At 59.5% G+C, this 21,712-nt stretch carries 18 protein-coding genes; 10 read left to right on the forward strand and 8 right to left on the reverse strand.

Going from position 1 to position 21,712, the window contains the following annotated elements:
- Window positions 1–245: 245 nt before the first annotated feature.
- From IPM54_11130 to IPM54_11140, 3 genes are all read right to left on the reverse strand, one after another.
- Window positions 246–2,438, reverse strand: a complete 2,193-nt coding sequence (locus IPM54_11130) for a thrombospondin type 3 repeat-containing protein (protein MBK9260374.1) — start codon at window positions 2,436–2,438, stop codon at window positions 246–248.
- Between the two features lie 215 nt (window positions 2,439–2,653).
- On the reverse strand, window positions 2,654–2,860 hold the full coding sequence (locus IPM54_11135) for a DUF378 domain-containing protein (GenBank protein ID MBK9260375.1): 207 nt from the start codon (window positions 2,858–2,860) through the stop codon (window positions 2,654–2,656).
- 370 nt (window positions 2,861–3,230) lie between these two features.
- Window positions 3,231–4,043 (reverse strand): alpha/beta fold hydrolase, encoded by an 813-nt coding sequence (locus IPM54_11140; protein MBK9260376.1) that lies wholly within the window; start codon window positions 4,041–4,043, stop codon window positions 3,231–3,233.
- Between the two features lie 189 nt (window positions 4,044–4,232).
- Here IPM54_11140 and IPM54_11145 point away from each other — a divergent pair, with 189 nt between their 5' ends.
- Together IPM54_11145 and IPM54_11150 are read left to right on the forward strand one after the other, a co-directional pair.
- Complete coding sequence (locus IPM54_11145; GenBank protein MBK9260377.1) at window positions 4,233–4,454, forward strand: DUF350 domain-containing protein; 222 nt, start codon at window positions 4,233–4,235, stop codon at window positions 4,452–4,454.
- A 33-nt stretch (window positions 4,455–4,487) separates the two neighbouring features.
- Window positions 4,488–5,582, forward strand: coding sequence for a hypothetical protein (locus tag IPM54_11150; protein ID MBK9260378.1), 1,095 nt, complete (start codon window positions 4,488–4,490; stop codon window positions 5,580–5,582).
- A gap of 27 nt (window positions 5,583–5,609) precedes the next feature.
- Here the strand turns inward: IPM54_11150 and IPM54_11155 are convergent, their stop codons facing one another.
- Window positions 5,610–5,840, reverse strand: a complete 231-nt coding sequence (locus tag IPM54_11155) for a DUF433 domain-containing protein (GenBank protein MBK9260379.1) — start codon at window positions 5,838–5,840, stop codon at window positions 5,610–5,612.
- Between the two features lie 133 nt (window positions 5,841–5,973).
- Here IPM54_11155 and IPM54_11160 point away from each other — a divergent pair, with 133 nt between their 5' ends.
- From IPM54_11160 to IPM54_11170, 3 genes are all read left to right on the forward strand, one after another.
- Window positions 5,974–7,308 carry an AAA family ATPase gene (locus IPM54_11160; GenBank protein ID MBK9260380.1) on the forward strand — a complete coding sequence of 445 codons (1,335 nt, stop codon included), beginning with the start codon at window positions 5,974–5,976 and terminating at the stop codon, window positions 7,306–7,308.
- Window positions 7,305–8,321, forward strand: coding sequence for a hypothetical protein (locus IPM54_11165; GenBank protein MBK9260381.1), 1,017 nt, complete (start codon window positions 7,305–7,307; stop codon window positions 8,319–8,321). The genes IPM54_11160 and IPM54_11165 overlap by 4 nt, the downstream gene beginning before the upstream one ends.
- A 297-nt stretch (window positions 8,322–8,618) precedes the next feature.
- On the forward strand, window positions 8,619–9,476 hold the full coding sequence (locus IPM54_11170) for a hypothetical protein (protein MBK9260382.1): 858 nt from the start codon (window positions 8,619–8,621) through the stop codon (window positions 9,474–9,476).
- Window positions 9,477–9,771: 295 nt separating this feature from the next.
- Here the strand turns inward: IPM54_11170 and IPM54_11175 are convergent, their stop codons facing one another.
- The 3 genes from IPM54_11175 to IPM54_11185 all read right to left on the reverse strand — a co-directional run bounded on the left by IPM54_11175 (window position 9,772) and on the right by IPM54_11185 (window position 14,101).
- Window positions 9,772–11,319 carry a hypothetical protein gene (locus tag IPM54_11175; GenBank protein MBK9260383.1) on the reverse strand — a complete coding sequence of 516 codons (1,548 nt, stop codon included), beginning with the start codon at window positions 11,317–11,319 and terminating at the stop codon, window positions 9,772–9,774.
- Between the two features lie 606 nt (window positions 11,320–11,925).
- Window positions 11,926–12,933, reverse strand: a complete 1,008-nt coding sequence (locus tag IPM54_11180) for a hypothetical protein (protein ID MBK9260384.1) — start codon at window positions 12,931–12,933, stop codon at window positions 11,926–11,928.
- 178 nt (window positions 12,934–13,111) lie between these two features.
- A complete protein-coding gene (locus tag IPM54_11185) occupies window positions 13,112–14,101 on the reverse strand; it encodes a methyltransferase domain-containing protein (protein ID MBK9260385.1) in 990 nt (329 codons plus the stop codon).
- A gap of 141 nt (window positions 14,102–14,242) precedes the next feature.
- Between IPM54_11185 and IPM54_11190 the strand changes: the two genes are divergently transcribed.
- From IPM54_11190 to IPM54_11205, 4 genes are read left to right on the forward strand one after another with little or no spacing between them, the layout of a single operon-like run.
- Window positions 14,243–15,757 (forward strand): serine/threonine protein kinase, encoded by a 1,515-nt coding sequence (locus IPM54_11190; protein ID MBK9260386.1) that lies wholly within the window; start codon window positions 14,243–14,245, stop codon window positions 15,755–15,757.
- Between the two features lie 5 nt (window positions 15,758–15,762).
- Entirely contained in the window at window positions 15,763–16,752 is a 990-nt protein-coding gene (locus IPM54_11195) for a hypothetical protein (protein MBK9260387.1), read from the forward strand.
- A 47-nt stretch (window positions 16,753–16,799) separates the two neighbouring features.
- Complete coding sequence (locus IPM54_11200) at window positions 16,800–17,372, forward strand: C-type lectin domain-containing protein (protein MBK9260388.1); 573 nt, start codon at window positions 16,800–16,802, stop codon at window positions 17,370–17,372.
- A 47-nt stretch (window positions 17,373–17,419) separates the two neighbouring features.
- A complete protein-coding gene (locus tag IPM54_11205) occupies window positions 17,420–18,037 on the forward strand; it encodes a hypothetical protein (protein MBK9260389.1) in 618 nt (205 codons plus the stop codon).
- Window positions 18,038–18,040: 3 nt separating this feature from the next.
- On the opposite strand, the gene IPM54_11210 is transcribed toward IPM54_11205, so the two are convergent.
- A complete protein-coding gene (locus tag IPM54_11210; GenBank protein MBK9260390.1) occupies window positions 18,041–19,684 on the reverse strand; it encodes a long-chain fatty acid--CoA ligase in 1,644 nt (547 codons plus the stop codon).
- A 226-nt stretch (window positions 19,685–19,910) separates the two neighbouring features.
- On the opposite strand from IPM54_11210, the gene IPM54_11215 reads away from it, so the two are divergent.
- Window positions 19,911–21,710, forward strand: a complete 1,800-nt coding sequence (locus tag IPM54_11215) for a putative sulfate exporter family transporter (protein ID MBK9260391.1) — start codon at window positions 19,911–19,913, stop codon at window positions 21,708–21,710.
- Window positions 21,711–21,712 lie beyond the last annotated feature (2 nt).

The raw sequence follows: 21,712 nt of genomic DNA on the forward strand, positions 1-21,712 counted from the left end.
CGCAAAATGCAGCCGACCGGCGTCCTTTGCGCCGAATGATGGGGAGTTTTCCAGGGGCTCCCACCCGGTCGTCTCGACCTACCGCGCCTCTGCAGTAGCGTCGAGAGCAACCACGAATCCGACAATGCACCGAATGGGACGAACCCGCCAGGAAAAACAATGCATGCTAGGACATTGATCGTCCTAGATGCACAACCGGAAACGACGTGGGAAAAAATCGGACAGGAGATGGGACGTAATTTGTCCTATCTGCCCATTACGCGCCGCGCCGGACGACGCAGCATCCCCGCGAGAGAAAGCGCCAAGAAGGCCCAAAGCCCCGACGATTCGCGCTCGGTGCCAGCCATACGACAATCGCAACTGCCTTCGGCAGGAACGTCGGGAGGAGGCGTAGTCACGACGGGCGTGTCACAAGCGTCCCCAATCCCATCGCCATCCTCGTCGACCTGCGTGGGATTGGCATCGCCCGGACAATTGTCCGCATCGCCGCAAACGCCGTCGCTATCGATATCGTTTTTCGCGTCCTCGGGACACGCGTCGCACATGTCCCCGAATTTGTCGCCATCCTTGTCGGCCTGACCAGGGTTCTCCAGGCCGAGACAATTGTCGATGGCGTCGCAAACGCCGTCACCATCGTCGTCGGTCCCCGCGCAATCGTCGCACGCGTCGCCTATCTTGTCGCCATCACCATCGGCCTGCGTTGGATTGGCGAGCCCCGGACAATTGTCGACGTCGTCGCAGGCGCCATCGGCGTCCACATCGAGGCACATATCGCACGCATTGCCGATTCCATCCTGATCCGTGTCTTCCTGCCCCTCATTGGCCACTTCGGGGCAATTGTCCACATCCGCGCAAAGGCCATCGGCGTCCACGTCATTCGCTCCATCGAGTGGGCACGCATCACACGCGTCACCGGCGAAATCTTGATCCGAATCGATCTGGTTGGGATTCGACACGAGAGGGCAATTGTCGTCTTCTGCGCACACACCATCGGCATCGGCATCGTTTGCAGAATCGAATGGACATGCGTCACAAACGTCGCCCATGCCATCCTGATCCACGTCACCTTGACCGGCATTCGACACATCGGGGCAATTGTCGTCATTGTCCCACACGCCGTCCTTGTCGCCATCGCGGCGCACGACGATATCGGCCGCGGCAAGCGTGCCTTGGTCGCCGTCGGGCGTTGCATCGAATGTCGCCACATTGGAAATGACCGTTTGATCCGGTACGTCCGCGATGACCATGTCGAAAACGACATCCGCAGAGCCCTGCACCGCCGCGAAGATGCCTTGCACGTCGAGCTGGTTCGCCATGGAAACATCGGTCCCGCCACCGGTATCGACCATCGACCACGACGCAGCCTCGGGCGGAATGGGATCGACGACGTTCACCGCACCCGCATCGGTGCCGGTATTGTTCAAGTGAATCGTATACCGAATCGTGTCTCCCACGCTGGGCACGCCATTGCCATCGGCATCGGTATGAAGTACACCCGTTTTATTCGATCCCACGCCGAAAACGGGCTCGAATACGTTGATACCAACGACGTTGTACGCAATCCACCACTTGTCGGTGTTCGCACTGTAAAGCATATCGACGCTCGTATCACCCGACGTGAGCGCCCCGGAAATGTCGAAACGATCGATATCGACACCCACCGTATCGGTCTGCGCGGGTATCGTCGTATTGATCGTGCGATTCATGGGATTGTTATCGGGATTGATGGCGTCGGAGAGCACGAGCGACGCGCCGCCGGGATTGCCCGTCACCACGACTTGCTCGACACCAGGCGACCCGCCGCCAATGTCGCCTTCAATCGTGTACCACGTGAGGTCCCCTTGCGCGGGCGTGTCGACTCGAATGCCTCCGAGCGAAAAACTCGAAGTGGCTTTGGTTTGACTCGACAGCCCCTCGATACCATCGTACAGAGCAATGTCGCGCGGTGGCAAATTCGGGTTTTGGTAGACGAGCACAACGGAAAAGGACGCGCTATCGGTCGCGCCATTGTTGATGGATGCGGCGAACTTGTCGACGGTGTAATCACCCGTCAATTGCTCGAGAGGTCCCGCAAGCAGCGAAGTGATATCAGCTCGACAAACCTGAACGTCGTACGACGAAGCGTCCGCGGTCGAGCAATAACAGGTATCCGCCGTGATGCTGGCGGGCATGGCGACGCCCGGCGGCGTGAAGTCCACGGCATCGTCGAATTTGGTCGGATCAACGCAATCGCTGTTGGGAATGGTCCCGGCCCAGTACAGAAACGCCTGCACGACCTTCGATTCCGCAGGAATGTTCGCCGCGGCGACCGTTACCGTCGCTGGCTGCGCCATCGTATCGACGTTGGTATCGGCATCGGGACCATCCACGGCCATGGGCGCGCCCGTGGCAAAAAAGTCGACCGAGCCCGACCACGTCGTGCGAAGGGAAATGGGCACGTCTGCACGAGCTGGCGCTACGAAAAGCGCCACAGAAGCGCACGCAGCGAGCGCCCATGTGACGCTGCCCCTCCCAACGCGCACACAACCCAGTCGCCTCCGAACTGCTCGATCCGGACCGTGATTCATGCGGATCACCTCCGCAGGTTTTCCGCCTAGAAGTTTGGCCCGGCGTCAAGAGCGTTTCGACAAACCGTCCAGATCTTGGCCCGCCGTCAAGGTCGCGTGGTTTGTACGAGCCTCGTCGATAGAAAGATGAGGTACAGCCCCGCCGCACCGACAATCACATAAATGATGCGCGTGATCGCCGACATCGGGCCGAAGAGCGCGGCGACGAGGTTCCATTGAAACAGCCCCACGAGAGCCCAGTTGAGCGCGCCAATGATCACGAGGATCATGCACGCCCATGCAACTCCCGACATCCCACCCGTAGTGCGTGTATCCACCATGCACGGGCAACATGCAGGGCATGGGCCATCACAGAGCGGGCGAAAAAGAAACGAGCTCTTGCATAGCAGTGCGCCAAGCCTGCGCGAGCGAGCGCTGCAAGTACCATTGCGGGACATTGATCATGTCTGCATCGTCATCCGGCGCCTCACCCCCTAGCCCCCTCTCCAACTCCGCGGCTTCGCCGCTACGTGGAGAGGGGGAACAAGAGGCTCATAATTTCCGCTCCCCCTGTTATGAAAACGCCTTCTGGCTCCCCCTCTCCGCGGAGCAGCGTAGCTGCGACGGGGAGAGGGGGTTGGGGGGTGAGGTGCGACGAGGCAAGCTCGATATCCCGCAGTAGTGCTAGCTCAAAAAATCGACAATCGAGCCAAACGTTTCGAGCGGCGCTTCGAGCGGCACCAAATGCCCCACGCGAGGCAGCGACCGCAGCCGCGCCCCAGGAATGCGACGAGAAAGCTCTTCGCCGTTTTCATACGGAATGAGCGGATCGGCATCACCGTGCACCACGAGCGTGGGCACGTTCAAATCAGGCAAACGGTCCCACGAGGAAAAGCGACCAACCGCTCGAAGCTGTCGCGCAACGGCATCTGGTTCCGCTCGCTGCTCGAGAGCAAACGATACGATCATGTCAATGAGATGCGAATTTCGTTCGGCAAATCCAGGTGCGGTGATGGCCGCATACAGCCGCCGCAGATGCGCTTCGACCGCCGATGCATCCGTCGGATCCACGCGCGGCACGAGCATTTCGACGATCCGCGATTCGGGCATTTTCATGGTTTGCCCCCCGGCCCACGTGGCCATGAGGACCGCGCGCGAAAACCGCTCGGGACACCGAAGCAACATTTCCTGCGCAATCATGCCTCCCATCGAAATGCCGACGACATGTGCCTTTTCCACGCCCGCATGGTCGAGCACTGCGAGTGTATCGGTCGCCATGTCGGCCACGGTGTAATCGACGCCGCGTAGCGCCGAAGAACGACCAATGTCCCGATTGTCGAATTGGATTGCTCGAAACCCTCGCCCCACGAGCGCCCGAGAAAGCGGCGTCCATTGCTCGCCGCGCATGCCCAACCCCGACACGAACATCACCGTCGGGCCATCGGTGCCGAGAACATCGTAATGAATTTCGACTTTTCCATTCGTCGCAACAGGCATGGCGAGAGCCGGCATAAACCCCGCCGAGCAACGCTGCAAGCGCAACGTCGACCAACGGGACGCCTGGTGAGCATGAACACACGACGAGCACGAAGAACGCTACGTCGTGACTGCATGACTCTTTCCTCGGGAGGCGTTCGTGACGTACGCTGCGAATCGCGCCCCGCTCGGGGCCTCGGGAGAGCCTCGATGATCGATTTTTCGATGTTGCTCAAGAATGCGATTTCCGCGGCGATTTTCGTGGGAATTGGTCTGGTCGTGTTTGCTGTTGCGTTCCTCATCATCGTGAAGGTGACGCCGTTCTCGATCCGCAAAGAGATCGAAGACGATCAGAACACCGCGCTGGCCATCGTGATCGGCGCTGTGATCCTCGGTCTTGCGTGGATCATCGCCGCTGCGATCCATGGGTAGCTCCGCACGCGAAAGCGCGCGTCTCGTTTCGTCGTGAACGGTCCGTTCATCTGGGGCGCGCGTGCGGACATCGCCATCTTTGGTGGATCGGCGGCACTTGCACTCGCGCTCGCTGCGCTTTCACCGATGCTCAGCGACGCCGGCGCGCTGCCCACTTGGGGCTGGTTCGCGTTCGTGCTCGCGGTCGACGTTGCGCACGTTCACGCAACGCTGTTCCGCACGTACTTCGACCGCGACGAGCTCGCTCGACGTCGCTCGCTCTACATCGCCGTGCCGATCGCGTGCTGGGCCGCGGGGTTTGTCCTGCACGTCGCGTCGGAACAGACGTTCTGGCGCGTGCTCGCGTATGTCGCGGTGCTGCACTTCGTGCGACAGCAAGTCGGGTGGGTCGCCATCTATCGCGCTCGAGCAGGTGAACGATCGCGCGCAGGACGGCTGCTCGACGACGCGACGATCTACGCGGCGACGGGCTTTCCGCTGCTCTACTGGCACGCGCATTTGCCGCGACCGTTTCGTTGGTTCGTCGATGGTGACTTCGTCACGCTCCCGTGGCTTCAGTCGCTCGTGCTCCCAGCGCAGATCGTCTGGGCGATGTTGCTCGTCGCGTACGCCGCACGAGCGGTGTGGGAAGGTTTCACAGGACGCACGCCCAACGTTGGTAAGCATCTCGTCGTCGCGACGACGGCGCTCACGTGGTACATCGGAATTGTCGCGACGAACTCGGACTTTCAGTTCACCGTGACGAACGTGCTCGTGCACGGCCTCCCGTACATGGCGCTCTTGTGGGTGTACACGCGCGAGCGTGGGCGCGAGACCCCGGGGACGCTCGTTGCACGCGTCGCGTCGCTCGGCGTGTTTGCGTTTGCGGCGACGCTTTTGGCGATCGCGTTCGCCGAGGAAATGCTGTGGGATCGGCTGGTTTGGCATGACCGACCGTCGCTTTTTGGTGGCGAGTGGCATGGCGAGCCGCTGCTCGGGCCCACGGCGCGCGCGTTCATCGTGCCGCTCTTGGCGCTGCCGCAGGCCACGCACTACGTGCTCGACGCGGTGCTTTGGCGAAGGCGTGACACGGGCCAGGCGCAGGCGCGGGCGCTCGGGTTTCGAAGGGCGCCGGTGGCTGCGGGGTAAGTTACAAATTGATCGCGATGAAGCAGTTCAGTTTGCTGCCGACTCGATTCGTTTCACTCGCGCACGCTTCGCCGCGTACGCAAACACCGCCATGATGTCTTCGCGCTCCAGATCTTCGTAATCGGCAAGAATTTCTTCGGTCGTCATGCCCGAGCTCGAGAGCTCGAGAATCATTTCAACCGTATAGCGAAGACCCCGAATGGTTGGTCTTCCATGGCATGTATTCGGATCAATGGTGATACGCTCGAGCCACTTCATGGGAGCCTCAAGATATTCGTTTGCATCTGGTCATCATGCCGTCAAGCGGTTCGTCGCAGTGATTGTGGTCGCGGAAAGCAACCCTTGACATTGCGCGCCACGTGCGGCTTGATAGCACCGCCGACGAGGTGCCATGTACATCCGAGATTTGCGCATCCGCAACTTGAAGCTCCTTCGCGATCTCGATCTGTCGTTTGCAGACGAGCACGGAAAACCGCGCAGGTGGACCGTCATCATTGGCGAGAATGGCACGGGAAAAACCTCAATTTTGCAAGCAATCGCGATGGCTGCCGCTGGCGGACGACATGTGACGACACTCGTGCCCAATGGGGAATCGCTGAAAGACAAACGTGCACCCAAGTCGAAAGTATCGATCACTGCGGAATTCATGCTCGACAAGCGCCTGTCACACATCCGGAGATATCCTGGATTGACTTCTGCCTCGGGAGACCTGGGCGACGTCGTCATCAAGTCATGTGTGAACGTTCAGGGCAAAGATGTCGTTGCCGAATCGAGCTATGTAGATAGCCGCGGAGCTGGCGATCCGCTCATTGCCGCGCGCCAGGACGAGCTGAGTTTGTGGTTCGTTGCAGGCTATGGCGTGCATCGATTCTTGCCCGCGAAATCGCTCAAAGAGGAGCAGTCGCTGGAACGTGCGAGCATGGATAGGTTAAGGCCGATTTTTCAACCTGTCGAGCTCGTTGGTACCGCATTTGATCAGGTGCTGAAGAGCAAGAAACGCAAGGCATACCGACAGGTCTTGAAGGAAGCGCTTTTCGAGCATAGGGACTTGCTTCCGATGTTCGATAATCTCGAGTTGCGCGGACAATCTGCTCGAGCGTTTCAGGAGCGCCACTTGTTCGAGCAAGAGCTGGGCTCGGGGAAATTGAAATTACCGGCCGCTTGGTTATCCCATGGCTATCAGTCGACGATCGCCTGGATCGCCGATCTCGTGGGGCACATTTTGTGGGAAGCCAAAATCGACAAGCCGCTTCATCCCAAGGAGATGGAAGGGCTCGTTCTCATTGATGAGATTGATCTGTATTTGCATCCGCGATGGCAACGAACGCTCATCCAGGCATTGAAGGATACGTTCCCCCGCATTCAGTTCGTCGCCACGACGCATTCACCCCTTGCTCTGGTTGGGTTGCGTCCGGACGAGGACGAAATTATTCGGCTAACGATCAACAAGACGACCGGCGATGTCGAGCAGGTCGACATGAAGAGGGGTCAGAGGCACGAACCGGATCCGCGCCTGATGACGGGATCGGATATCTATCGGGAATATTTCGGTATCGAGCGGTTCTACCCGAACGAATTAGGGAATTTGCTTCGCGAGCATCGCAATTTGGCTGCAGATCCGACCCGCAGTGACGAGGACGAAGTTCGTCTCGACCAGCTCGAGAAACAGCTCCGTGACCAAGGGATTGAGCCGGATTTTACGCGAGAGCCGAGGGAAGTGCAGTGATCCGGGTCTTCCGCGGCTCGGAACCGAAAGAGATGCGTCTCGCTCGCAGGCGGTTTCTCGCTGCAGCCATTTTGGCAAGACGAGCGGGCCGGAGCGTTGATTTCAGTGGCTATGCGGAAATGAAAGAGCTGCTGGTCGAACGTCTCAATTACAAATGTGTTTATTGCGAATTCGACCTACGCCGCGAGGGCAATCCTGTCGAACACTTTCGTCCAAAGGCGCGTGTCGAGAATGAAGGCAATGTGCCAGATCCGGATCGGTACTGGTGGCTGGCATGGACCTGGGAGAATCTCTTCTTCGCCTGCGGAAAGTGCAATACACATCAGAAGAAGAACCAGTTTCCGCTCGAGCCCGGAAGTGCCCCTCTCGACGAGTATGATTTCGACCTTGACAAGGAAAAACCGCTGCTCGTTGATCCTGAAAACGATGAGCCGCGAGACCATATTCGTTTCCGATGGTCGCCGGCACGGCAAAAATGGTTGCCCTATGCATTTTCAAATTCAGCCAGGGGAGCCGCAACCATAAAAATCCTGAATCTCGACGAAGATGATCATGCCCAGCAGCACGTAGAACACTCCGTCATGCCGTGGGTCGAGCAACTCGAGGACACGGGCGATAATGAGCTTCAAAAGGTTTGGACACGCGCAACGCGCTCGCTCTTTGCCCCCAACAGGCCATTTCATGCACTTTCGTGGGATGTGCTCGATATGCGCTTCCCAAGATCTTTTCGAGAAAAGCACCGACTGCAACTTCCTGTGCTTGGAGACCAATCCACGCGCATTCAATCCAATCCCATCGATTTCGATCAGGCAGATGATCCACCAGAATTTTACGATTTATCGGATGATCTGAAACTGAAATTACGTGCATTGCCAGATGCCGAAAAAGGGGAAACGCTGCGCGAGCTGCTCGAGGAAGTGCAAAGTTTGCGATCATGGACCAACGCTGAGCTGGCGAGGTTGTTTGGCCGGGCGGAATCGACGATCAAACGCTGGTTGCGCCAAATGCCTTGACGTACTTGATACGCCGCGGATGCAATCCCCCTGCATCACCCCTCCGCGCTATCGCAGTGCCCCCAAAGCCCCTTCCGCGCTTTTCCGAGCACCCCCAAGTGCCCCAAATTCCGCTCCGACCACCGTTTCGAGCACCCCCAGGTGCCCCCAACGGCGGCAACCGCATGAATTTGGGCACCCTCCCCTGCCCAAAAGCAGCCCAAGGCCATCATTCCGGGCACCCAGGACTGCCCGAAAAAGCCGCGCACCATGCAATTGGGCATCCACACCTGCCCCGCAATGTGGTAGGCGTGGCCCATGGCACGTAAGAAGAACTCGCAAAGCGCGAAGAAACCAGCGGTCCCCGAGCCGCAGCTCTCGCCGCATTCGACCGAAGCGGCGTTCCTTGCCCTGAAGCCGGCGCTCGACGCGCTTCCGCAAAGCGCACTTCGTCAACCGAACTTCAACTTGCAACAAGGGGCGCTCGTCGCTTTGGCTGCGCATGGTTTGCTCGATAAGCCCGAAAAGCAGGCCATTCTGGAGGCGCTCGGCAAAGCCGGCGTCGTGAACGTGGAGCTCGTCGCGAATCTGGCAATGGTGGCGCGTGCTGCATGGTTCGTTCGGCACAAGCTCGACTTGGCAGAGGCGGTCCATAGCGATGCGGCGTTACCGGCGCAGCTCGTGACGGACGCGCTCGAGACACGAAAGCGAATGCTCAAGGTGCTCGAATACCACTTGGACGCGGATGCACAGGCGCAAGGCTTGCTCGCGGGCATTCGTGCAGGGTCGGGGCACGTGGACCTTGCGAATGATTTGATTGCGCTCGCGGACATGTACGAAGATCACGAGAACGAGATTCGTAGCGACAAGAAAAACTATCGGGTGGCCGACACGGCGAATGCGCGCAAGCTCGCGGACGACATCATTGGCACACTGGGCGGGTCCACGACGCCGCAAACGCAAGAATGGCGAAACTACCAAGCGCGCGTGTTCACGCTGCTCGAAAAGCATCACGAAGAGGCGATACGCGTGGGGCGGTTTTTGTATTGGTACGAAGGCGGCGACGAGCTTTTCCCGACGATGTTTTCCGCCGTGCGGTCACGTCCGGCGAAGAAAGAGGTCGAAGGGGAAGAGGTGGCTACGCCGCAGGTGCCAGGGGGCGAAGCAACGCCGTAATTGGCACAAGGCAATCGCGCGTGAGCTCGGGCGAATCGGCAGCCGGGTGAGCACTGACGCGAAATTCGACGCGACACCGCGGGCCGTATATCTTCGATAAACGACAGAGCCCTCCATGGCTTGCCCCGTTGCCCCGTCCTGCCACCACGGTGCTTTCCCGACGCGCTCGCAGCGATTGATACGGTACTCGCGAGCAAGGCACTCAATCACCAGACGTTCGCGACGACGCGCTGACAAGCGTTCCAGATGGGGCGACTGGGGGGGCATGTTGGCCCGCCACCGCGGAGGCTTCCTTTCAATCAATCGCGTCCACCGCCAGCATCGCCCATTTGCCGAGTCCAAAATCTCCAAACCGATGCGTGAAGTACGCTTCGGGAATCGGATCGCCTGCCGCTGATCGCGCCTCCGCATACGCATCGTATGCCTCGCGAATCGCAGCCACCTCCGCATCTCGATGCGGAGCCTTGCGCAAACGTTTCCCCAGCTCTTCAAAAATACCCTCGACCTCTCGTTCGAGCGCGTCATCGTCGAGCGGCAGTGCTTCGACGATCGGTCCCTTCTGCTGTACCGTTTCGATGAGTTCGAGCGCCAAACGCGCAGCTTTGACTTCCTTTTCGTCTTCGAGTGACGCGAGTTTTTCCAAAATCGGCCGAGCATAATCGGCATGTTTTTTCAGCCAATCCCCCGCCGCCTTCTTCCCCGCACGTTGCGCCGCCATCTGCGCCATGAGCCGCACCACGCCCGGATCACGAAACAATGCAATCTTATCCACGAGGCGCGGGAAGTCTTGACCCCGCACCGTCACATCTCGATCGACCAACAACCGCGTCCCCATGAGCCAACAGACGCGAGCAAAGCTCCAATAAATCACCTTTGGATTTTTCGACTCCCGAACGACGAACTCCGCGTCGTCCCGCCGCAATGCAAGCGGAAATTCCAAGCATTTCAGGGTCTCGTGCACATTCCGCGACGGATTCGCGATCCAATGCAACATCGCCCCGAAAGCGCGCGGTGATTGTGTGGGCATTTTTTCGGGGGCAGGCACCTCGAGCATTTGCGCCCTTATTTCGTCGGCAATCGTCGACTCCACCCGTCGAAGCAACCACGGCAAGGTCAAGGCAATGTAATGCGCTGCCGCGTTCGTCCGATAGGGATCTTGTCCAGCAAACCCCCAGCGCTTCAATTCTTTCGCCGCAAGAATGAGAAACTTCGCCACGGATCGGGCAACCTTTTCCGTTCCAATGAACTCCTCGTACAGATACAATACTTTCGGCCACCGCCAGCTCGCATAGGTATCGCCCATATCAAACCCGTGCTGCTCGAGCGTCTCGTCGAGGAGCTTTTGGTCAATGGCGCGATCACTGTGCATCAGCGCCGCGCGCTCGACACGCAATTGCGCATTTTTCGTGGGATGATTGCTATCGACAAACAAAAGAGGCCCCACTCGATAGCCCAGCAAAAAGGGCTTGGCTATTGCGCGCGGAACGTCGATGCGAAAACATGGGTCGATTGCATCGAGCGCTTTTTCCGCCAATTCGAAGGCTCGCTTGGGCTCGATCGGTTCGTCCGTGAGCCGGCGTAATTCGGGATAACCGCGTTCGAAGAGATCAGCATCCTCGCATGTAAAACACAACCCACGTCCAGGCCCCGTGGGAAAACCAAACTCGGCGAGCACCGCAACAATATCGGGTTTTCGCGACTTGGCCGGAGCACCTTCGAGCAGCTTCTGCGCCTTCACCGATTGGGCTTTCGTGGTCTTCGCCGGAGCACTTTTGCGCGACGACGTCGTCTTCGGCGTGAGTTTTTCAGTTTTGGTAGTATTACGCGGGGACGAGGGGGCCATGGTGATAGCCGAACATCTTCTTTGAGATCCAAGTAACTTGTCAACCATAGACGCACACGCCCGGGCGCAAGCGCCATACAGAGTTGCCGGCCGCCTGCAAGGTTCCCGGAAATCATTCGTTCTGTGGTCGTCTTCGGAGGAACGCCGCGATGCTACGTGCCACGGAGAAACAAGACGGGACAAACCCGCACGTTGAAGATGGTGATGAAACTGTTCGGAGCAAGAACCTCGCGCATGATTAGATCGCGCTCGCGGACATGTACGACGATTACGAAGACAATCGCAGTGACAAGAAAAGCTATCGGGCGGCCGATACGGCGAATACGCGCAAGCTTGCGGACGGCATCATTGCTGCGCTGGGCGGGACCATTACGCCGCAAACGCAAGAATGGCGAAACTACCAAGCGCGCATCTTCACACTGCTCGAAAAGCATCACAAAGAGGCGATACGCGTGGGGCGGTTTTTGTATTGGTACGAAGGCGGCGACGAGCTTTTTTCGACGATGTTTTCCGCGGTGCGTTCACGTCCGGCAAAGAAAGGGGCCGAAGGAGAAGATGTGGCTACGCCGGAGGTATCTGGCGGCGAAGCGAAGCCGTCATTGGCACCTATCGCTTGCGACGCTTGCCCGCGCGTAAGCGTGCAAGTTCCGCTTCGAGCTCGGCCGTGCGTCGAGCAGCCTCCTGGGCGACGCGTGTCGCCTCGTCGGCACGTCGAGCTTCTTCTTGACGAAGGCGCGCTTCTTCTTGACGAAGGCGCGCTTCTTCATCAGCACGTCGCGCTTCTTCTTGACGAAGGCGCGCTTCTTCATCAGCACGTCGCGCTTCTTCGTGTCGCCTGCGCGCTTCGAGCTGCGCACGTTGCGCCGCTTCGTTCGCGCGTCGCGCCTCCATCTCCACGAGCTCCGACTCGAACGGCAGCAGTCGCTCCCCGTTCGGCCCTAGCGCTAGCCGCAAGAGCGCATCATCACCTTCGCCTTCGGCAACGAGGAACGCATCGAGATCTTCGGAGCGAACCCGATCGTCGTTGGTCGCCTGCACGATGACCAACTTCCCGCTCGCATCTCGTCGATACACGACGAAACGTTTTCGTGGCGCTCGGCGGCGATGGTGAAACGGATCGAAGACGATCAATTCTTTTGTCCCCAAAGCATCATGACGAGGCGGCGATTGCAGCTCGTCCTTGCGAGGGTTTTTCCAGGCCTTTACTTCGAGCGCAAAACTCGGTGCGACGTGATGGATCCACGTCTTCCAACACGCCTCTTCCTTGCTCCCAGCAAATTTTCGCGGATGGCTATTCGCTGGGACACCCGGCAAAATGTAGACATCCGGCGACACCGACTGCTTGTTGTCGCCTTTGACCCAATAAAAGAAGGCGTCCGAGCCTACGAAATGCGGCGTGCCCCGCTGCGCCAAGTGGCGGATGATCACGGGCTCGAGGAATCGCACGACCTGGTGCTCGACGTGATCTCGTCCCACGGGTTCATAGTCCGGGTAAACCGTGGGATCGTCGTCGAACGCGTCGAATGCGTCGAACGCCGATACGTGACGAGAGACGCGCCGAGGCTTGACCTGCTGAGGTTCGACCTTTGGAAGCCCAGGTGCCGTCGTGGTCATGCGCTATGTCTAGCACGCGTGGCGATGCATGGGAAGCATGAATTTGCTCCTTTCCGCCTACAGCAACGTTTCCAGGTTCGTCGCGCACGGCCGGACGCTAGCACGGACAAACCGACGGTCAAGAAAAACGTTTCGTCGCAACGATCGCCAAAAACGCGCTCAACTGCGCCCCTTCAACCTACTTCTGACAAACCACCATGTCGATCCGTGCCCATTCGTCGTCGAGCAGCGGGCAAACCAATTCGTCGACCGCCCGAATGAGCGCCGTGTACGGGTAAAACCAGGGCGACTTGCCCAAATTTTTCGCCGCCTCGAAAACTCGCTTACCAGGCCCGTCGAATTGCGCCAATTTGATGTACGCCGCAGGCGATTGCAAGAATGTCTTCTCTTTACCACGATGGTCGATGACGCGAAACCCCGCCGCCTCGAATGCAACGATGTTGTCCCTCGGCCGCTCGTAACCAACGTGCCCATCCCCCTCGATGAACAGTTTTTCGTAAAGCGAAAGGCTCCGCTCCTTGTACTTGCGAATCAGCGGATTGTCCGTCTCCACATCGTACAAGAAAACGATTTTACCACCAGGCCGCAGAATGCGCCGGCACTCCTGCAAAATGGCCGGCTTGACCGCCGGCGGAATGTGCTCCCAAAAGTAGGCACTCACCACCGCATCGACCGATCCGTCGGGAAGCGGAATGCATTTCGACGCATCCGATTGCACCCGACGCTCGTACCCCACGAGCTCTTTCAGGGACGCATACGATATGTCGCAGCCAATCATCGAATACCGCTGGCCAAAATATCGTACGCCGCCGGCACAACCAAGCTCCACGACCGTCGAACCTCGAGGAACGTGGCTCCGCACCGCCCACGGATAACCGCTGTGAATGAGCCACAAAGGCCACACATGCCAAAGGTTTTCGCTGCGCGGAACGAAATGCACCTGGTTCTGATAAACGCCCTCGTAAAATTCATCCGTCCGCTCGAGGAGACGTACCACGCCATCTTCTATGCCATAACCGCGACCACAACCCGGACACGAGCATCGATCTCGCAGCGACTCGTCCAGGGTCGCGCGACAGGTCGGACAAATGAGCGAAACGGCCATGTGTTTGGATGTCTCCGGGACGCAGCATACGACGACGACGGTCAAGAGCAAGCCGCGAGGCATGTCTGCGTTCCGGTCTAAATGGTCGGACCCAAAAAACGCAGCGTACGAGAAAATACCAACGGCTCGAATGAGACCTGGCGTGTGATCTGCGCTATGTTGAATGAGTAGCCCGCATCACCAGGGCCTGAGCAGGGGGGACGAATGCCGGTCGATCACGCGTCGAATTCGTCGTGGGAAGACGAGTCGCCCGCCTTGCCCGTCGCCATCGGGGACGTTCTCGACGGAAAATATAAAATCATTCGAGTGCTTGGAAGGGGCGGCATGGGTGTGGTGATGGCCGCGGTGCACGTGCAGCTCGGGCATCGAATTGCGTTGAAGTTCTTGTCACGGTCGGGGGCCAAGAATGAAGAAACGCTTGCTCGATTTGCGCTCGAGGCACGAGCGGCGGCGATGATCCGCAGCGAACATGCGACGCGCATTCTCGACATAGGAAGGCTCGAAGGGGGCGAGCCTTATATGGTGCTCGAGATGCTCGAAGGAAGCGACCTCGGTGCGCATGTGACGAGGCGCGGGGCGTTATCGATCGCGGATGCGGTCACTTACGTGCTCGAGGCGTGCGAGGCGATTGCGGAAGCGCATTCTTTGGGCATCGTGCACCGCGACCTCAAGCCGGACAACCTCTTTTTGGCCACGCGCCCGGACGGAACGCAAATCGTCAAAGTGCTCGATTTTGGCATTTCCAAGTTTTCCTCGTTGGCGAACGACAAACTCGGCATGGGCCCGGTGCTGACGACGACGTCAGCCGTGATTGGATCGCCGATGTACATGTCGCCCGAGCAGCTCCGGTCGACGCGGAACGTGGACCATCGTTCGGATATCTGGTCGATTGCTGTGACGCTGTACGAGCTCATTTCGGGGCAGATACCATTTCCTTGGCAGAGCATGGCGGAGTTGTCCGCCGCCATTCTCAAGGATGCGCCCGTGCCGCTGAGCGATCGAATTCGTGCCGTGCCGCCCGAGCTCGATGCCGTCATGGCACGCTGTCTGGAAAAGAATCCCGACGATCGATATGCAAACATTGCGGAGCTTGCTTGGGCGCTCGTTCCTTTCGGACATCCGCGCGCCGTGCATTCCGCCGAACGGGCGACCGAGCTTTTGGCGCGTGCAGCGTCCAAAGCCAAAACGACGGCGTCGGCGCAACGACGAGCCGACCCCGACGATACGACGCTCGTCGCCCACAAAGTCGTGGCCGTACCCATGGGCGCGACGCGCCCGGCGGCGGGAACATCGACGACGAAACAATTCAATCAACTGGCCGTTTCGCTCCCAATGCACGCGCTTCGAGGGTTACCGATTGCGGTGATCGCCATGTTCGTCGTCATCGTCGGGGTCACGAGCCTCGAATTGCGCTCGCGGCTCGCTCCCAAAACACATGTGCTCGAAGCGCGCCGTGGAATTGCCTCCGCCATGGCAACGCATTCGTTTGCGACGATCACTCCCATCGGGGCGAATGCAGCTCCTGCCCCAGTAACGAGCACCGATACGAGCACCGATACGGCACAACCATTACCTGCGGCATCGTCCGTGCCCAAAACGAAGGCGGCTGCGCGAAAACAGCCTTCGCAGGTTCGAATCGTCCGCGAACCGGCGCCTGAAGCGCCCAAGCGGGCCCCAACGCCCGTATGGCGACGCAATCCTTTTGCGGATCGAGAGTAGTCGGCATGCACATGAAAGCGGCGCTCGAGCGACACCGACGACGAAATAGGCCATTGGCCATGGCCCTCGTATGTGCAGGCCTTCTTGCGCCGGTCGGCGCTTCGGCCGAGCCGCCTCCGATTCGTGACGCGCACGAACGCCGAGCTCTGGCCGAGGCGCTTTTCGTCGAAGCGAGGTCCCTCATGGCGGAGGAGCGTTATGCCGAAGCGTGTCCCAAATTCGCCGAGAGCCAATCCATCGATCCTGCCGCCGGGACGCTGCTCAATTTGGCCCATTGTCTGGAAAAACTCGGACGCACGGCAAGCGCTTGGGCAGAATTTCGTGCGGCAGCGGCAGCAGCTCGGGCGAAAAAACAATATGAACGAGCGGAAATCGCGAAACAACGGGCCGCAGCGCTCGAACGCGTGCTCGTGCGACTCGTGATCGTCCCACCGCAAGACGCCGGAGAATCCATAGAAATCAAGAAAAATGGCGAAATCGTCGGTCGAGCTGCGTGGGGCGTAGCGCTGCCGGTCGATCCGGGTCGGTACGTCATCGAGGCGTCGAATGCGGGAAAACAGTCATTCCGCACGGAAATCGAAGTTCCCAGCAAACCTGGCACCCAGGTGACCGCCATCATTCCGCCCTTCGACGACGGAGCTTGGTCGAGCCGCTTTGCTTCAGGTCAACTGCAGCGTGGATTCGGCATCGCCATAGGCTCGCTCGGCGTCGTGTCGCTCGTCGCCGGTGGGGTGCTCGGGGCGCAAGCGATTCGGCGGAATTCAGAATCGGCTGGGCATTGCACCGCCGGAAACCTTTGCGACGCAACCGGCGTGGAGCTTCGGCGCGATGCCATCACGCTGGGCAATGCTGCGACCGCGGCATTCATCGTCGGCGCGGCCGCGGGCGTTGGCGGTATCGTCCTTTATGCGACTTCACCCAAAAATCCTCCCCGCAACGTAGGATTCGGCGCCGTGGGTACGGGCGCCGGCATTTTCGTGGGAGGCGCATTTTGAGGTTGCAAAAACAACGAAGCACGAACGTAAACTTCATTCTTTTCTCAATGGCGATCATCCCTGCAGTCGTCGTCGCTTGCAATACAATCGGCGGAATCGAACCCGGCAAGCTCGGGTTGTGCCCGGATGGCTCGCGCATCGAGGACACGAATTGCGAAGCGACCGGCGGCGGTGGATTCGGAAGCAGCTCGAACGGCACCGGTGGCAGTGGTGCGAGCGCTCCGTGCGAAGCGCCATGGCAACATCATGACCCCGTCGGAGATCGGTGTTATTGGCAAGGACGCATGGAGCGCACATGGGCATCTGCCGAGGCCCGGTGCGTCGACCTCGGCGGACATTTGGTGGCCATCGATTCAGCCTACGAGCTCGGATTTTTGGCCGATTGGATCGAGTCGGATGTTTGGATCGGGGGCACCGACGGCGTCGAGGAAGGCGTGTTCGTTTGGACAAACGGCCAACCATGGTCGTTCGCATTATGGGAAGATGGGGAACCGGAGAACAGAGACAACCGGGACTGTGTGATGCTCGATAGGAAGAGCGACAGCTTGCCTGTGTTCGATTGCCGACCTTGCACGGAAAAGCATTCTTACATTTGCGAGAGCCCGCCGCTTCATCCTTGAACTTTCTTGGCTGTCTGCCCCGAATGATGCGATGGTCCATGTCCATCATGCAGCGCGCCTCCATGCTTTTCGTCACCATGCTCGCCGTGCCTCTCGGTTGCGGCGGAGCGCAGCATTCTTCTCCGTCGGAATCGGGTTGGTCCGAGGATCTCGGTGATCCGTCGATGCAGCCTTTGGAGGGTCGCGAAGGCCCTGAGCGTAGTTCCGATGGGCCCACGCCGATCTCGGCGTCGCCTTCGACACCGCCAACGGAGATGCGTGTTCGGCACGATCTCATGATGGCGAAGGACTCGCCACGTGAAGCGAATTGTTCATGCTTGGCGATCGTCGTCGCGGACGCTCCAACGGATCCGCGTTTGATGTGGATCGATGCGCCCCCGAAGCTCGAAGCGGACGTTGCGATCGTCGCCGTGAGCGACAAGGGAATTGCGTGTCCGGGTTTGTCCGCGGATACGAACGAACGGCCGAGCATATCGGGGGTCGAGCGGGAGGGGCCGGACGTCGTGGTCGTCATCGAGCATTTGCCGCCCGGGAGACCGGTTGCATCGGGGGCAGTCATTCCCAAGCCGGGATCGGGCGGAGCGGTTTACGTCAAGCCGAAGGGAGCGAAAGTGCTTTATGGGCGGCCGCTCGCTGGAAACGCGGGACGGTGCAAGGTGCGCTGAGCGCTACGACGACGCTTCGGTTTTTTCGAGGTGGTCGCCGTGGAGCTCACGCAATTTCGTTTTGAGGAACTTGCCCGTCGACGTGCGCGGAATTTGCTTCATGAAGATGTAATCGTCGGGCAGCCAAAACTTGGCAAACTTCGGCTCGATGTGCGCTCGAAGCTCGTCCTTCGTGACGGACTTTCCTTCTTTGATCACGATGGCCGCGAGCGGTCGTTCGGACCACTTCGAGTGCTTTGCCGCAAATACGGCAGCTTCGAGCACCGCTGGGTGGCTCATGAGCGCATTTTCGAGCGCCACGGAGCTGATCCATTCGCCACCCGACTTGATAACGTCTTTCGATCGGTCGGTAATGCGTAGATACCCCTCGGCATCGATGGTCACGACGTCGCCCGTTTTGAACCAACCATCCGCGGTAAAACGATCCGCTCCTTCGTTGCTGAAATACGACGACGCCACCCACGGCCCACGCACTTCGAGCTCGCCCATGGTCTCGCCATCCCAAGGCAATACCTTGCCATCTTCGCTCACGTGACGCTGCTCGACGAACGGAACGGCATATCCTTGCGATGCTCGGATCGAAAGCGTTTCCGCTGGTGTTTTTTCTGAAAGACGACGCTTCACACGAGCGAGCGTTCCGAGCGGGTTTGTCTCGGTCATGCCCCACGCATGGGTCACATCGAGGTTGTGACGCTCTTTGAAGCCATCGATCATCGCGGGAGGCGCTGCGGCACCTCCAATGACCATCGACCGTATGGCCTGCAAATTCCACTTACCCGGATTTTCGTCGAGCAATTGCAAAATGCCGAGCCATATCGTGGGCACACCGGCCGCGAGGGTCACGCGTTCGGCCGCCATGAGGTCGAGCAGGCTCGGGGGATCGAGGTGCGGGCCCGGAAAAACGATTTTCGAGCCCGCTGCGACGGCGGCAAAGGGCAAACCCCACGCAGCCGCGTGAAACATCGGCACCACGGGCAAAAGCGTATCCGACTCACGAACACCTATCGTGTCGGTCATGCACGCAACGAGCGTGTGGAGCGTCGTCGAACGATGACTGTAAACGACACCTTTCGGATTGCCCGTCGTCCCCGACGTGTAACAAATCATCGCCGCACTGTCTTCGTCCAGCGCCGGGAAATTGTATTCGTCTTTTTCGGGCGCAATGAGCGTCTCGTAATCGAGCTCGGCACCAGATTCACCTTCGGGAGCTGACACGTCCGAAATGACGATGACACGCTCGACCGATCGGACTTGATCGGCAAATCGCCGCCAGAGCGGCAATAGAGAACGATCGACGACGACGATTTTGTCTTCGGCGTGATTGGCAATGTATCCGAGCTCGTTGGGATGCAGCCGCAAATTCAGCGTGTGCACGACGGCGCCAATGGCCGGTACACCAAAATACACTTCGAGATGCTGCTGGTGATTCCAGCAAAGTGTGGCCACGCGATCGCCAGGCTTGACACCGAGCCGTACGAGCGCATGGGCGAGCTTGCACGTGCGCCGGTAAAAGTCGGCATACGTCGACCTTGCGAGGGTCTTGTCGGGGCGTCGAGTGACGATCTCGGCGCGACCGAAAAACGTTCGCGCTCGCTCGAGAAAGTGCGTCAACGTCAGGGGAAAGTCCATCATGCGGCCGTCGAGCATTCGTTTTCTCCTTCCGGTGGTGCGTCCTCGGCGCAGCGCCACGCGTCAATCGGGACAGTTCGAAACGACCGGATGGTACACGACCGCTGGGACCATGTAACGCTTTTCTTACGACTTGCCGGGATGGGTTTTACCCTTCCTTCGAGCGGCTGTCCTCGGTATGCTGACGCCAAGCGTAGCGCCCCGAAATGCACCGTGAAAGTTTTCCCCGAGGACTCGACTGACGATGCGACTGCCGCAATGGTTGCCCCGCCGTGCCGATTTGTCCGGCGTCGCTCTGGCCGGAGCGCTTGGCGCGATTTCGCTCGTCGTCATCCACCTTTTGCCGCCTTCTCCCTTTCTGTCGGACATTCTCGTGGCGCTGCTCATCGGGGTCGTCCTTTTCAACACGCCGCTGCGCCGTCTGGTCGGGCTCGCTCCGCCGACGCTGTCGCGTGAACCCGACCGATATGCGGCGGGGCTGCGTTTCACGGGAAAGTGGATCCTGCGCGCGTCGATCATTTTGCTTGGATTCAAAGTGCGCACGCAGGATTTCGGGCTGGCGCAGATTGCATTGATTCTCGGCGTCGCCGCCGTGACGGTTCCGAGCGCGTTTTTCGTGACGCATTCGGTGGCCACGCTGCTCGGCGTGCGCCGTCCCATGGCGGACCTCATTGCAGGCGGCACGATGATTTGCGGCGCATCGGCCGTCAATGCCGTCGCTCCCGTGGCCGGAGCGCGACGTGAAGAACAAGGGATCGCCATTGCGACCATCTTCCTGTTCAGCGTCGTTGCGCTGTTGGTATTTCGTCCCATTGCATCGCTCGTGGGGCTCGATGGAGCGCACGCCGGCTTGTGGAGCGGCCTTGCGGTGAACGATTTGTCGAGCGCCATTGCTGTCGGAAAACAAATGGGCGAAATGGGCGGTGAAATGGCCGCCGCATCGAAATCGACACGCGTGCTCATGCTCGCTCCGGCATTGATCGTGCTCGCGCTCGTTCGGCGCGATACGGCCCCCAAGGATGTCAAGAAAAGCGCCGTCGACAATTTGCCGGGCTATCTCCTGGGTTACGTCGCGCTCGCGCTCGTGCGCGCCACGGGCGATCGCATATTCGCATCCGATGCGGGATGGCAATTCGTCATCAAAGCCGATGCGCTCGCCGTGGATTGGCTCATGGCCACTGTCGCGGCGGCCATCGGTTTGCACCTCGAAATCAAAACGCTGCTCGCTGCAGGCGCGCGCGCACTCGCGGTCGGCGGCGCAGCGTCCGTGTGGATGGCCTCCTTGTCCCTGACCATGATCACGTTCGCTCATCGAGGTGCGACGATTGCTTCGGCCGTCGTCGGCGTCTCTGGGCTGGCTCTATCGTATGTCGCGTACCGATGGATTGCGACTCCGGCAGCCCGCACGCATGTCCTCGAAGCGCGATTCGACGCGGGCCATCCATTGTCGCTCGCCGATGCAATGATGCTTCTTTCGACGCTCGAAATGCAAAAGCGCATCGACGACGCGACATTACGAAAATTGCTCGCCCAGCTCCATCCATCCATCGGCGAGCTCATTCCCGTACGGCAAAGCCCGCTTCCTCATGGCAAAGGTTGCCGGTGGCTCACGTATTGGGAAGGCTCGAGCGGCTGGGCGCTGGTCGCAGTTTGTCGCGAACCGGGTTCGGCGACGCCCATTCACGCGCATTCTCATCGTTTGCTCGGAAAAACTATCGAAGGCAAAATGGAGGAGCTCCGTTTCGCAAAAAAGGACGACGGTGAGCTCGAATTGGTTTGGCGCAAGGTGCTCGCCCCAGCCGACCTCGTGGAAACCGACGGCCTGCGCGATCCGCACATCGTACGCGTCATCGAAGATCGCCCCGCGATCGACCTTCAATTGCGAGGTCCCGAGGTCGGAAGCCCGGGGCTCGAGTTCCACACGGAAAAACCATTCGACATCGAAAAGCTATCGGCAGGCGACCGGCTCAGGACGGTCGAGCGCGTGGACAGACGTCCGGGACAAGCTGGAGAGGGCGCGAAAGTGGGTCGATTGCCGGCTTGACG

The organism is Polyangiaceae bacterium (assembly GCA_016715885.1).
Classification (GTDB): Bacteria; Myxococcota_A; Polyangia; order Polyangiales; family Polyangiaceae; genus Polyangium.

Coding starts and splice junctions, on each gene's coding strand:
- IPM54_11135 (MBK9260375.1), bottom strand. CDS start 2,860: ATGTCGGGAGTTGCATGGGCGTGCATGATCCTCGTGATCATTGGCGCG.
- IPM54_11140 (MBK9260376.1), bottom strand. CDS start 4,043: ATGCCTGTTGCGACGAATGGAAAAGTCGAAATTCATTACGATGTTCTC.
- IPM54_11145 (MBK9260377.1), top strand. CDS start 4,233: ATGATCGATTTTTCGATGTTGCTCAAGAATGCGATTTCCGCGGCGATT.
- IPM54_11155 (MBK9260379.1), bottom strand. CDS start 5,840: ATGAAGTGGCTCGAGCGTATCACCATTGATCCGAATACATGCCATGGA.
- IPM54_11160 (MBK9260380.1), top strand. CDS start 5,974: ATGTACATCCGAGATTTGCGCATCCGCAACTTGAAGCTCCTTCGCGAT.
- IPM54_11170 (MBK9260382.1), top strand. CDS start 8,619: ATGGCACGTAAGAAGAACTCGCAAAGCGCGAAGAAACCAGCGGTCCCC.
- IPM54_11175 (MBK9260383.1), bottom strand. CDS start 11,319: ATGGCCCCCTCGTCCCCGCGTAATACTACCAAAACTGAAAAACTCACG.
- IPM54_11180 (MBK9260384.1), bottom strand. CDS start 12,933: ATGACCACGACGGCACCTGGGCTTCCAAAGGTCGAACCTCAGCAGGTC.
- IPM54_11185 (MBK9260385.1), bottom strand. CDS start 14,101: ATGCCTCGCGGCTTGCTCTTGACCGTCGTCGTCGTATGCTGCGTCCCG.
- IPM54_11190 (MBK9260386.1), top strand. CDS start 14,243: ATGCCGGTCGATCACGCGTCGAATTCGTCGTGGGAAGACGAGTCGCCC.
- IPM54_11195 (MBK9260387.1), top strand. CDS start 15,763: ATGCACATGAAAGCGGCGCTCGAGCGACACCGACGACGAAATAGGCCA.
- IPM54_11200 (MBK9260388.1), top strand. CDS start 16,800: ATGGCGATCATCCCTGCAGTCGTCGTCGCTTGCAATACAATCGGCGGA.
- IPM54_11205 (MBK9260389.1), top strand. CDS start 17,420: ATGCAGCGCGCCTCCATGCTTTTCGTCACCATGCTCGCCGTGCCTCTC.
- IPM54_11210 (MBK9260390.1), bottom strand. CDS start 19,684: ATGCTCGACGGCCGCATGATGGACTTTCCCCTGACGTTGACGCACTTT.
- IPM54_11215 (MBK9260391.1), top strand. CDS start 19,911: ATGCGACTGCCGCAATGGTTGCCCCGCCGTGCCGATTTGTCCGGCGTC.